9 protein-coding genes are annotated in these 13,181 nt (G+C 44.4%); 6 read left to right on the forward strand and 3 right to left on the reverse strand.

Annotated features, from left to right (window positions below):
- Positions 1 to 136: 136 nt before the first annotated feature.
- Positions 137 to 2,821, reverse strand: coding sequence for a phosphoenolpyruvate carboxylase (gene ppc / locus LXF01_RS00225; RefSeq protein WP_180107703.1), 2,685 nt, complete (start codon positions 2,819 to 2,821; stop codon positions 137 to 139).
- 152 nt (positions 2,822 to 2,973) lie between these two features.
- Positions 2,974 to 3,597, reverse strand: coding sequence for a TetR/AcrR family transcriptional regulator (locus tag LXF01_RS00230; RefSeq protein ID WP_233944773.1), 624 nt, complete (start codon positions 3,595 to 3,597; stop codon positions 2,974 to 2,976).
- A 151-nt stretch (positions 3,598 to 3,748) separates the two neighbouring features.
- Here LXF01_RS00230 and LXF01_RS00235 point away from each other — a divergent pair, with 151 nt between their 5' ends.
- The 4 genes from LXF01_RS00235 to dnaJ all read left to right on the forward strand — a co-directional run bounded on the left by LXF01_RS00235 (position 3,749) and on the right by dnaJ (position 9,728).
- A complete protein-coding gene (locus LXF01_RS00235) occupies positions 3,749 to 4,855 on the forward strand; it encodes an efflux RND transporter periplasmic adaptor subunit (RefSeq protein ID WP_233944775.1) in 1,107 nt (368 codons plus the stop codon).
- On the forward strand, positions 4,855 to 7,992 hold the full coding sequence (locus LXF01_RS00240; protein ID WP_233944777.1) for an efflux RND transporter permease subunit: 3,138 nt from the start codon (positions 4,855 to 4,857) through the stop codon (positions 7,990 to 7,992). Before LXF01_RS00235 ends, LXF01_RS00240 begins: the two co-directional genes overlap by 1 nt.
- A 133-nt stretch (positions 7,993 to 8,125) precedes the next feature.
- Positions 8,126 to 8,503 (forward strand): hypothetical protein, encoded by a 378-nt coding sequence (locus LXF01_RS00245; protein WP_180011060.1) that lies wholly within the window; start codon positions 8,126 to 8,128, stop codon positions 8,501 to 8,503.
- Between the two features lie 106 nt (positions 8,504 to 8,609).
- Positions 8,610 to 9,728 carry a molecular chaperone DnaJ gene (gene dnaJ / locus LXF01_RS00250; protein WP_111885156.1) on the forward strand — a complete coding sequence of 373 codons (1,119 nt, stop codon included), beginning with the start codon at positions 8,610 to 8,612 and terminating at the stop codon, positions 9,726 to 9,728.
- An 84-nt stretch (positions 9,729 to 9,812) separates the two neighbouring features.
- Here the strand turns inward: dnaJ and LXF01_RS00255 are convergent, their stop codons facing one another.
- Positions 9,813 to 11,456 (reverse strand): PglL family O-oligosaccharyltransferase, encoded by a 1,644-nt coding sequence (locus LXF01_RS00255; RefSeq protein ID WP_233944778.1) that lies wholly within the window; start codon positions 11,454 to 11,456, stop codon positions 9,813 to 9,815.
- A 198-nt stretch (positions 11,457 to 11,654) separates the two neighbouring features.
- On the opposite strand from LXF01_RS00255, the gene dapB reads away from it, so the two are divergent.
- Together dapB and LXF01_RS00265 are read left to right on the forward strand one after the other, a co-directional pair.
- Positions 11,655 to 12,476, forward strand: a complete 822-nt coding sequence (dapB, locus tag LXF01_RS00260) for a 4-hydroxy-tetrahydrodipicolinate reductase (RefSeq protein ID WP_078194102.1) — start codon at positions 11,655 to 11,657, stop codon at positions 12,474 to 12,476.
- Positions 12,477 to 12,534: 58 nt separating this feature from the next.
- Complete coding sequence (locus LXF01_RS00265; RefSeq protein ID WP_233944780.1) at positions 12,535 to 13,179, forward strand: START domain-containing protein; 645 nt, start codon at positions 12,535 to 12,537, stop codon at positions 13,177 to 13,179.
- Positions 13,180 to 13,181 lie beyond the last annotated feature (2 nt).

The following is a 13,181-nucleotide window of genomic DNA, read 5'->3' on the forward strand; positions in this document are numbered from 1 at the left end:
CAATTAATCAAATAGGCTTGGAGCCAATTCTTCATAAATTTTTCTTATTTTATATATTCCAAAATAAATTAAAACCAATATGACTGGTCAAAAAAAAAGCACACAGTTCTGTGTGCTTTTTGAAAACTTGGAAGATTTAGCCAGTGTTACGCAAACCTGCCGCAATACCCGCGATGCTAACCATCAACGCATGGTCGACTGGGGTATTTTCAGCTTGACGCTCGGCAAGGTATGCACGGCGGCGTTTCATCAGTTCGGCTTGTAGTAAATGTAGCGGCAATAAATAAGGCTTACGCACCTTCATGGATTGGTCGAGCACATCGTTACTGCTAAGTAATTTCGATTCACCTTTGAGTGCTAATAGCGTTTGTACCGCATCACGTAAACGCTGACGTAACTCTTCACCCAACTGTTTGAGGTCTGAGTCATCCGTCAGATGAGACTCATAATACAGCGCCACATGGCCATCAGCTTTAGACAAGACCATTTCCAACATATCAATTAACGTTTGGAAATAAGGCCATTGCTCCAACATTTCTTCGAGTGTCTGCTTTTGACCTTGATCAATCACTTGATTAATCGCAGCACCAGTACCGAGCCAAGCAGGTAGCATCAAACGGATTTGCGTCCATGCGAACACCCAAGGAATCGCACGTAATGACTCAATTCCACCGCTAACTTTACGTTTGGCTGGGCGTGAACCGAGCGGTAACATTTGCAGCTCCAGTTCGGGTGTCACAGTCCGTAGATATTTTACAAAATGCGGATTTTCACGCACAGTTTGACGATACACCTGTACCGACAGATCCGTCATGCTGTGCATGAGCTGACGCCATTCCTGTTTTGGTTCAGGCGGTGGCAATAAGGTCGCTTCTAAGGTCGCTGCGGTGTAAATTTCCAAGTTTTGTAAGGCAATGCCTTCTAATCCAAACTTGAAGCGAATCATTTCCCCTTGTTCTGTGACACGAATCGCTCCTGAAATCGAACCCGGTGGCTGTGAAAACAGCGCTTGCTGTGTCGGCGCTCCACCACGGCTGATTGAACCGCCACGGCCATGGAATAATGTCAGTTGTACATCATGTTTTTTCGCAACCGCGGTTAATTCTTCCTGCGCACGATACTGTGCCCAGTTTGCCGACATAAAGCCCGCATCTTTGGCAGAGTCTGAATAGCCAATCATCACCTCATGTTTGCCCTGAATATGCTGCTTATACCAATGCATATTGAATAGGGTATTCATGGTACGGGCGGCACCATCCAAATCTTTTAAAGTTTCAAACAGTGGCACAACGCGTAGCGCTTGTTTGATGCCCGCTTCTTTTTGCAGTAACAATACGGCCAAGACATCACTCGGATGCTCTGCCATGGAAATAATATAAGCCCCTAAACTTTCAGGTGGCTGTTCTGCCAAAGTGCGCATGGTCGCAAAGACTTCTTGTACATCTGGATGTTCAATCAGGCTTTGTTTTGGCTCATTTAAAAACTTCGGTAGCAGTGGACGTTTGCTTTGCAGTTCCTGAATCAAGAAGTTTTGACGGGCTTGCTCCGTCCATGTTTCAAAATTACCTAAACCTAAATATTCCGTAATGGCAGAAATCGCTTGGCGATGACGCGTGGATTCCTGACGAATATCTAATTTGAGTAATTCGATACCGAAACAATTCACTCGATGAATAAAGTCGAGTAACTGACCATTGGCAATTTCAGGTAAACCGCTGTCAATCAGTGAACGGTAGCAAACCAATAGTGGATCGAGCAGCTCATGGCGGCTTTTAATGACTTGGCTATCGTCAGCATCTTCACCACGGAGCTTTAGTGCCAACCAGTGACGAGTGGCTTTGAGGCGTTCACGCGCATCACGGAGATATTCGCGATACGGCTCAGGGTGGAAATGGCCTAAGGCATCACTAAGCTCTTTGCTGCATTCTTGAATCGAAAGTTCCCAGCGCAGGTCTTCGATATCGCGTAAATACAAGTCGGCAGCTTTCCAACGTGAAAGCCACAGCACTTCTTGAGTAATATTATGGGTGACGTTTGGGTTACCATCACGGTCACCGCCCATCCATGACGCAAAGCGCACAGGGGCAACATTTAAAGGCAAGGTCTTGCCACAATGATCTTGAACCATGCCATCCAATTCACGCATGAATTTGGGTACAGCATTCCACAGGGTCTGTTCAATGGTCGTGAAGCCCCATTTTGCTTCGTCGACAGGCGTCGGGCGATGTTGACGAATTTCATCCGTTTGCCATGCCGAGCAAATCAGTTGTTTTAAATCATCCAGTACGGCTTTGCGTTCGCGTGGCGTAAGTTTTTGTTGATCCATTTTAAACAGGCAATCATTAATCCCATCATATTTTTGGATCAAGGTACGGCGACTGACTTCGGTTGGATGTGCAGTCAGTACCAATTCAATTTTTAATTCACAAATTTGTTGGAACAGTTGGTCCGAACTGATGTTATTGCTTTTAAATTTTTCAAATAAATGATCGAGTGGATTCGGTGAAGGTGCTTGCTCATCAAACTCACTTTGGCGACGGCTGCGCACCACATTGTACTGTTCGGCAATATTGGCAAAGTTGAGAAAGTGCGTAAATGCACGGGTCAGTGGCAGAATTTCTTCATCTTTTAAATTTAAAAATAATTGTTCTAACTGTTTTTCAGCTTCAACTTGTCCATCTCGCGCGCCTTTAGACAAAGCACGAATTTGCTCTACCTGATTAAACAAATCTTGTCCTGCATGCTGCTTTAGGGTTTCACCTAATAAATTGCCCAGTAAGCGCACGTCTTCACGTAATGGAGCATCAATTTGTTGAATCATTTGTTATTTCTCCGCGTATTCCTGTCTCGACTATACCCCGAAAGTGCCATGGCAAAAGGGGGTACAGACAAAAGTCGGATGACTTTTCTAGCTAAATGAGCAATAGCTATGCCATTTGTTTCAGTTTAGCGTTGAAATATTTCAGAAAATGCTTAGCTCTGCGTGCCGAGTTGATATTTCAACATAAAGATGTCGATGGCAGAGTGAATAATGGCCTGTCGCTCTGCTGCTTCAGGTACTGGGCGCATGCCCAATAAGACTTCTTGATGGCGTAGGCCCATCAGTAGCGACACAATCAGTTCAGTTTGTCTGGCAGGATTATCCTGCTGAATGAAATTTAAAGCCGCTGCGTCTTGAAAGAAATTCTCCCAGACTTGGCGCATTTTCAAATGTGAGGCACGGAAAAACTGTTCGACCAAAGGACTGTGTTCGGCAGCCAACTCCAAAAGTAATAAGTCCAGTTTAATGGCTTCTGGCAAATTCATGATGTTCAGCCCCAACTCACAAATTTCAACGAAAGCCTGCATAAAATGACTTTCGCTGTGCAGATGTCGCGGGCGGGTATTCAAAATATATTCACAGGTGTCTTCAATCGCACTGGTAAATAAGGTGGCTTTGTCCTGAAAATGATTATAGACCGTCAGTTTGGTGACCCCTGCATGTTGGGCAATCTGATTCATACTGCAACCGTGATAGCCCATTTCTAAAAATAATTGTTTTGCAGACTCTAAAATCCGTTGTCGTTTTTCTAAGTCTTTCGGGCGGCCGACATTCATTTGCTGAAAAAATTCCAAAAAAGGCGAAAAGGTCATTGATTTCGGATAATTAATCTAATTAATGTACCGCATGGTATATTAATTAAAAAATAACCAAATTAATTGAATAATATTCTGCCCTAAAAAAGACTTTTTATTAAGAGCGAACTTCATGAGTACGATTAAGACCACAGTTGTCAGCATGATTATCGTTTGCAGTGTGACCTTATGGGGATGCAGCAAGGATAAAGCCCAAACGGAACAGGAAGTGCCATTTGTGATGGTGACTCAGCCGGGCGCCACACATTTTGAACAAAAAAGTTATGCGGGTGATGTACAAGCACGCCAGCAAACAGCTTTAGCTTTTCGGGTTGGCGGCCAAATCACTGAGCGCTATGTCGATGTTGGAGACCAAGTCCGAGTCGGGCAAGTCTTGGCAAAATTAGATGTCAAAGATGCACAGTTGCAACTGAATGCAGCACAAGCACAGCTTGAAAGTGCGCGTTCCGCTGCACAAATTGCTGAAGATGAACTAAAACGCTTTAAGCAATTATTGCCAGTCAATGCCGTGAGTCGTTCGCAGTATGATGCGGTGGAAAACCAATATAAAGCGGCACAGTCGAACTTAAAGCAAGCCCAATCAAATTATGATGTGAGTCGTAATCAGACCGGTTATAACCAATTAATTGCCAATAAAACTGGGGTCATTACTGAGCGCAATATTGAGATTGGTCAAGTGATTGCAGCAGGACAACCGGCATTTCAATTGGCGATAGCTGGTGAACGTGACGTGGTCATTGGTGTGCCTGAACAAGCGGTTACTGAAATTAAAACAGGGCAGGATGCATGGGTCACCTTGTGGTCGAAACCACAGGAAAAATTTGCAGGCTATGTGCGTGAAATTAGTCCTGCTGCCGATCAGTCTCGTACATATAGTGTCAAAGTGGCATTACGTGAAGGCAATAGTGCCATTCAACTGGGGCAAAGTGCACGGGTATTTTTAACCAAAGCACAGCAGAATGTTTTGCATGTGCCATTATCGAGTGTGTCTGCGAGTGGTCAGCAGGCGTATGTGATGGTGGTCAATGCAGATAATACGGTACGTAAAGTTCCAGTAAGTTTAGGCGAATACGGACGTGACAGCGTGCCCGTACTTAGTGGTCTGCAAGCAGGGGATTTTGTTGTGGTTGGCGGCGTGCATTTGCTCCGCGAAAAACAAAAAATACAACCTGTTGATCGTGAAAATCGAGCGGTACACATTCAGACAGGAGTTAAATAATGAATTTTAACTTGTCTGAGTGGGCACTGAAAAATAAAGGCTTAATCCTTTATTTTATGATTCTACTGGGCATTGTTGGGATATTTTCTTATTCCAAATTGTCGCAGAGTGAAGACCCGCCATTTACCTTTAAAGTCATGGTGATTCAAACCTATTGGCCTGGTGCAACAGCCAAAGAAGTTTCGCTACAAGTCACCGATCGGATTGAAAAAGAACTGATGACCACGGGGCAATATGAACGCATCATGGCGTATTCACGTCCGGGTGAATCCATGGTGACCTTTGTGGCCAAGGACAGTTTACGTTCGCAGCAAGTCCCTGATGTTTGGTACACCGTACGTAAAAAGGTCAATGATATTCGCCATCAATTACCATCTGGGGTGCAAGGTCCTTTCTTTAATGATGAATTTGGTGACACCTTTGGTAATATCTATGTGCTCACCGGCAAAGACTTTGACTATGCCACCATGAAGGAATATGCCGACCGTTTACAGCTCCAGTTACAACGAGTCAAAGACGTTGCGAAAGTGGATTTGATTGGTCTACAAGATCAAAAAGTTTGGATTGAAATTTCCAACACCAAAGCCACGCAAATGGGCATACCCGTGACGGCGATTCAACAAGCCTTGCAGCAGCAAAACACGGTTGCCAGTGCCGGCTTTTTTGAAACCAATTCAGACCGGATTCAAGTGCGTGTCAGTGGTAATTTACAAAACATTGATGAACTGCGTCAGATGCCCTTATTGGTGAATGGACGAACCATTCAATTGGGTGATGTGGCAGATGTACATCGTGGCTTTAGTGATCCACCGCAGCCGCGTATGCGTTTTATGGGTGAAAATGGTTTAGGCATTGCCGTGTCGATGCGTAAAGGTGGCGACATTCTGGCTTTGGGTAAAAACCTAGAAACAGAATTTGCCCGCTTGCAAAAAACCTTGCCCTTGGGCATGGAACTGAAAAAAGTGTCGGATCAGCCTGTAGCCGTGAAGCGCAGCGTCAATGAGTTTATGAAAGTCCTCGCTGAGGCGGTGATTATCGTCCTATTGGTGAGCTTCTTCTCCTTGGGTTTCCGTACGGGATTAGTCGTAGCATTTTCCATTCCATTGGTCTTGGCCATGACCTTTGCAGGCATGCAGATGTTTGATGTCGGGTTGCACAAGATTTCTTTGGGGGCATTGATTCTCGCACTCGGTTTATTGGTGGATGATGCGATTATTGCCGTCGAAATGATGGCGATTAAAATGGAGCAGGGCTATAGCCGATTACAAGCCGCCGGACATGCATGGCGCACCACTGCATTTCCAATGCTGACAGGCACACTGATTACTGCGGCAGGCTTTTTGCCGATTGCCACAGCAGCATCGAGTACTGGGGAATATACTCGCTCGATTTTCCAAGTGGTCACTATTGCATTGGTGGTGTCATGGTTTGCAGCAGTGCTGTTTGTTCCCTATCTGGGGGATAAATTACTGCCCGATTTCAACAAAGATTTGGTACAAAAAGCCCCATGGTATCAGCGCCTGTGGGCACGTTTGCACAAACAACCTGAACCTCAGCCGATGGTGCATCATGCCGGCGAACATCATGATCCTTATCAGTCTCCGTTTTATCAACGTTTCCGTGGTTGGGTCGACACTTGTGTGACCTATCGTAAGACGGTGATTGCAGCGACGGTTGGCATCTTTGTGTTATCGATTTTAATGTTTAAAACTGTACCACAGCAGTTCTTCCCACCGTCAAACCGTGCTGAAATTTTAGTAGATTTAAAGCTCGAGGAAGGTGCATCTCTGAAAGCCACAGAAGCGGCCGTAAAAAAAGTCGAAGCGTTCTTGTCGAAAAAACAAGGCATTGATAATTTTGTGGCTTATGTGGGGACAGGTTCACCGCGGTTTTATTTACCTCTAGATCAGCAGTTACCCCAAGCCAGTTTTGCTCAGTTTGTGGTATTGGCTTCATCTTTAGATGATCGCAATGAAATTCGTCAGTCATTAGCAGAAGAAATCCGTAAGCTCTTACCTGAAGTACGTACTCGCGTTTCACTTTTAGAAAATGGCCCACCTGTGGGTTATCCATTGCAGTTCCGCGTGTCGGGTGAAGATCTGAGCTTGGTTCGAGAGTGGGCACAACGCGTGTCTGCAAAAGTCAGTGAAAACCCGAACACCACCAATGTGCATTTGGATTGGGGTGAACCAAGCAAAGTCATTAAACTGGACATCGACCAAGATCGCGCACGTCAAATGGGGGTTTCCAGTCTAGATCTGTCCAATTTCCTGAATAGTTCAATCAGTGGTGCGGTGATTAATCAGTATCGTGAGAAACGAGAGCTGATTGAAATTCGGATGCGTGGTGATCAAGCGGAGCGATTGGATGTCGGTTCTCTCAGCAGTTTGGCTGTACCGACCAGCAATGGTGGTTCAGTGCCATTGGCGCAGATTGCGAAAATTGAGTATAGCTTTGAAGAAGGTTTGATTTGGCATCGTAACCGTTTACCGACCATTACTGTGCGCGCGGATATTCGCAGTAAATTGCAACCTGCAACGGTGGTGGGTGAGTTAAAAGATTCATTTGATCAGTTACGTGCAGAGATGCCAAATGGTTATCTACTCGAAGTAGGCGGTACTGTGGAAGAGTCAGCACGAGGCCAAACTTCTGTAAATGCAGGCATGCCATTATTTCTCGCAGTTGTCATGACTTTGTTGATGATTCAATTACGCAGCATGTCACGGGCGATGATCGTATTTTTAACAGCACCTTTGGGTATTATTGGCGTGGTGTTATTCCTGTTATTATTCAATAAACCCTTTGGTTTTGTGGCAATGCTCGGCACGATTGCACTGTCTGGAATGATTATGCGCAATTCACTGATTTTGATTGATCAGATTGAACAAGATATTCAGTCTGGGGAGTCGGCTTGGGATGCGATTATCAATGCAACGGTACGTCGTTGCCGTCCAATTGTGCTGACTGCATTGGCCGCTGTATTGGCGATGATTCCACTTTCTCGCAGTATTTTCTTCGGTCCAATGGCCGTGGCGATTATGGGTGGATTGATCGTGGCGACCCTGCTGACCTTGTTCTTTTTACCTGCGCTATATGCACAGTGGTTTAAAGTGAAAAAAACTCAGCAGAATCCTTAAAAGTGTCATAATATTGGGTGCGAAATATTGAATTTTTCTCTATAGTAGCACCTGATCTACAAAGACATTTTTAAAAAGTAAAACAACCACAAGTGCAGCGCGGCATATTGTGGTGTACGGGGTTGAATCACAGATGACAGCAGAGAGTTTAGCTAAGTATCGCCGTTATATTGCGATTTCTTATGTCTTCATGTTTTTCGCTTTATTTACCCTGATTAGTGGTGTATTTGCCTACGGCTTTGCACGCAAAGTAACTCAAATCGATTCTGCAGAAGTTTGGCTCCAAGCCCAAGCGCTTTGGGTCATGCGCACCGTCGTGATTTATTCCATGATGGCCATTTTTGCCGCACTGTGGTTTATTCCTTTATTTTTCTATTATTGGGACACCTATCTTTGGGTGACTGCATGCACGGTAATTGGTGTGATCTTTTCTGCGATTGCCTTTTTGTATCTATTAAATGCATGGATCCAAGGTCTATCCAAATTCGTTAAAAATAAGGCTGTTTTCTAAGTCGATTTATTTTTTTCCTGCCTACCCCTTGAAAAAATGGTTTGATTCCCCAATTTCAGACCACAGTTAAGTATTAAATTAAATTCCGTGAGGAGCATCGCCAGACATGGCTAAACGTGATTATTATGAGGTTTTAGGTGTATCTAAAACCGCAAGTGATGATGAAATTAAAAAAGCCTACCGTAAGTTGGCGATGAAGTATCACCCTGACCGTAATCCAGATAACCCAGAAGCTGAAGAAAAATTCAAAGAAGCTGCAGAAGCATATGAAGTTTTATCGGACAGCGAAAAACGTAGTATGTATGACCGTATGGGACATCAAGCTTTTGAAGGCGGCATGGGCGGCGGCGGTGGCTTCGGTGGCGGTTTTAGCGCAGAAGATATCTTTAGTCAGTTTGGTGACATATTCGGTGGCGCATTTGGCGGTGGTGGCCGTGGTGGTCAGCAACGTGCACGCCGTGGTTCAGACTTACGCTATGTTATGGAGCTTACCCTTGAGGAAGCTGTGAAGGGCGTGAAAAAAACCATTACCTTTACTGCGCCAGCGCCATGTGATGCCTGTGATGGTAAAGGATCTAAAAATCCAAACGACGTTGAAACCTGTAAAACTTGTCATGGTGCAGGTCAAGTGCGTATGCAACAGGGCTTCTTCTCTGTGCAGCAAACCTGTAGCACCTGTCGTGGTCAAGGTAAAATTATTAAGAACCCATGTAATAAATGTCATGGTTCAGGGGTTTCTGACCGTCAGCAAACTTTAGAAGTGACCATTCCTGCAGGTGTGGATAATGGCGACCGCGTACGTTTAAGTGGCAAAGGCGAGGCGATCCGTGATGGCCAAGCAGGCGACTTATATGTAGAAGTGGTGGTACGTGAACACGAAATCTTCCAACGTGATGGCGCTGACCTGTATATGGATGTGCCTGTAAGCATTGCAGATGCTGCATTGGGTAAAGAAATTCAAATTCCGACTCTCGATGGCCGTGTGAGCTTGAAAGTGCCTGAAGGAACTCAAACTGGCAAATTGTTCCGCTTACGTGGTAAAGGTGTGAAACCTGTACGTACCAGCATGACTGGTGACTTACTCTGCCGTATCGTGGTGGAAACGCCAGTGAATTTAACGGCTCGTCAACGTGAATTGTTAAAAGAGTTACAAGACACGATGGATGGCGATGACAATAAATCATCTCCGAAGAAAAAATCATTCTTCGACCGTTTATTTGATTAATTGATATGATTTGCTTGAGTTCGCTGTGATTTGAACTTAGCTATAAAAAAGCCTGCAAAATTGCAGGCTTTTTTAATGAGCGTTTTAAGGTTTCGGCTGTGCTATAGGTAGTAATAAACTCTCATAGCTCATGTCGAGCCTATAGATATTTTTAAGACGCTGTAGCTGATGACGTGCTTCAGCCTCACGACCATTAAAGGCCAATAAACGTGCATATTTAATGATGTGGTATTTCGCTGGATAGCTGCGAACCAATTTTTCAGTATCCTGAATGGTTTGTTCAGAAACGATGGAGTACGGATTTAAACGAATAATCGCCACCCGATGTCTAAATTCCGTCAGCAAATAGATCGGCTCATGGTTGGTGATTTTCTCCGGTGTTTTTTCATATTTTGATGCCTGGCCCAGCTGAATTGCTGCATTGGCATAATCACGATAAATCACCGTAATCAGCACTGCGCCAATCACGAAAACAATGCGGATAAACCACGGAGACAGACTCAAAGTAGCCGTCTGTGATTTCGCAGCTTGAAGAATCCCGATAATAAAACCCGCAGGCAGTAAGAAATATGCGTAGTTTTGCGGAAACTCCAACATGGCATGAATAACGAAGACACCGACCATCAATAGGCCAATCACAGATAATGCAGACTTGGCTAACTTCTGTAATTGAATGCCCCAGTAAGCGAAATAGGCCAAGAACGGCACACCAATAATGGCGCCATTCCACAATAAGAAATCCAAAATAAAATTGTGTGAGCTACGAATCCATACAGGCCCTTGTACCGTGTCAGAGATCGAGACAAAAGCGCTACTGGTTTGATGCCAACCATAGCCAAACCAAGGCTGTGCAGCCACGGCATGTGCCATTTGTTGCCAAATGGCTAACCGAGACATATCTCCACCAGCACGTTTGACCACGTCACGACTTTCTTGAATATTCATGTCGGACATTTGGCTCATGATTTGACTTAATTTTGGCATCAATACAATCAGTGCCACAAAGCCGATAAACCAGGCCAAGCTGTAAAACCAGCGGAGACGAATATAATCTTTGTACTGTGCATAAGCTAAATAGACTAGGACACAGATACTTGCTACCCAAGAGGTGCGAGATTGGCTGAGCGCGACCCCAATTAAAATAGGAATTGCACAAACGACCAAATAGCGGGTTTTAACTTTTTGTTGTTCATAAACATATAAGCAGGCTAACAAGGACATGAGCAGAAACGTGGCCATGTTATTCGGCTGAGCAAAGTTTGCAAATGGGCGCGTAGTTCCACTAATTTTCATCACAAAAGGAAGAAACGAGTCGAAATCTAACCACTGACATATTGCGATGAGTCCAGTCATTACCCCAGAAGCAACAAAGGTATAGCTCAGGTATAGGAAGGTTTTTTCGCGTTTTTCTGTACCTTGCGAGAGACTAAAACCTAGATTGATACACAGCCAGAAGCTGAACACAAACAGCATACAGAGTAAGGCAATACTAAAATAATACACCTGCCCAAAAGCCAGTTGGATGAAGGGAATCAGCGCTAAGAGCAACAGGGGCAGGGAAATTTTTGCCACCCTGAGCTTTTCTTTAAAGAACGTTGCCGCTAAGGCAAATAAGGCAAAGAAGGTGTAAAGCTCACCGGTATACGTGGCCCAAGGTCGGTAATGAATCGGAATCAGCCATGCCAGTGCAATACAGACTGCCGCACAAAGATACAATAGGGTTTTCATGAATATTCAAGATCAATAGAACGCGCCTATCATACCGTGAAAATGCCTAAACTTGGTGAGGGAATAGTCAGCGTCTGTCGTAGAAGTTGATTTGCACAATGACTCCAGAAAATGCAGGATTTTTTTGTTTGTAACTTAGCCTGCGCATGGAGTTTTGATATAGTAAGACCAATTTCGAATCAACATTAGGAAAATGTTATGTCAGCAGCTCCACGTATTGGTATCTTGGGCGCAGGCGGTCGTATGGGACGCATCTTAATTCAGGCGGTTCAGCAAGCTGGTTATCAATTAGCTGCTGCGGTAGAACGTCCTGAAAGTAGCTTGGTCGGTGCGGATGCCGGTGAACTTGCAGGGATTGGCGCGGTTGGCGTAAAGGTTGTCGGTAACCTAGCTGAGGTTTTAAAAGATTGTGATGTCGTGATCGATTTTACTGCACCTGCAGCAACAGCACAGCATCTTAAACTTTGCCGTGAAGCAGGCGTTGCGATTGTCATTGGTACCACAGGTATGAATGATGAGCAAAAAGCTTATCTCGATGAAACAGCAACAGAAACTCCAGTGGTCTACGCAGCGAACTATTCTGTCGGTGTAAACGTTTCAATCAAACTTCTTGAATTGGCATCAAAAGTATTTGGCGATACTGTAGATATTGAAGTGATTGAAGCCCATCATCGTCATAAAGTTGATGCACCATCAGGTACAGCGCTAATGTGGGGCGAAGCCATTGCCGGTGCTTTAGGACGTGATTTAAAACAAGATGCTGTGTATTGCCGTGAAGGTCATACGGGTCCACGTGAACGTCAAACCATTGGCTTTCAAACGATTCGTGGTGGTGACATTGTCGGTGAACATACTGCGATGTTTATCGCGGATGGCGAACGTGTTGAAATTACCCATAAAGCAACCAACCGTATGAACTTTGCTTCTGGTGCAGTACGTGCAGCTGCATGGGTAGTCGGTCGTGAAGCACGTAAGTACGATATGAAAGATGTACTGGGTTTTAACGATATTGACGTATAAAAGCGCGTAAAAATCCTTTATAACAAGACAATAAAATTAAAATAAGACGATCAATGGAATGAACAAAGTCATCTTTATGGCTTGTGCTGTCGCATTCACTGCGGCAGTACAAGCGAAAACTATGGATAATGCCAAACTCACGATTAATAAAAATAATATTAAGGTTTGGACCTACCAAAATGCTCAAAATCCTGTCTTTCAATACAAAGCTGAAACTAGTTTTGATGTGCCCATTGAAAAAGCGGTTTCCCTGATTTTAGATGTGGAAAATGCAGTGAATTGGGTCCCTTATATGGGCAGTGTCAAAGTCTTATCCCGTGATGACCAGAAAGGCGAATTCAGCTTATATATGGTGCTGGATTTTCCTTTTCCCTTGAAAGACCGTGATTTAGTGGTACAAGGCAAAATGCGTAAAGATGCACAAGGCATTATTAGCATCCAAAATAAAGCGGTGAAAAAAGGTTATCCGATCAATCCCAATTATGTACGCCTAACCGACTATGAGGGCGATTGGACCTTCCAGCGTTTAGGCAATCAAAAAGTCAAAGTGTCAACCTATGGCTATGCCAATCCGGAAGGCTCCATTCCGCTCAGTTTCGTGAATATGTTTGTGCAGCAACAGCCTTATCAAATGCTACAAAAAATGAAAGTGCAGCTGGGTAAAAGCAAAACTGTTGTGACCTTTCCCGAAATTTTAAAATAAGC

Source organism: Acinetobacter sp. SH20PTE14, assembly GCF_021391555.1.
Lineage (GTDB): Bacteria > Pseudomonadota > Gammaproteobacteria > Pseudomonadales > Moraxellaceae > Acinetobacter > Acinetobacter amyesii.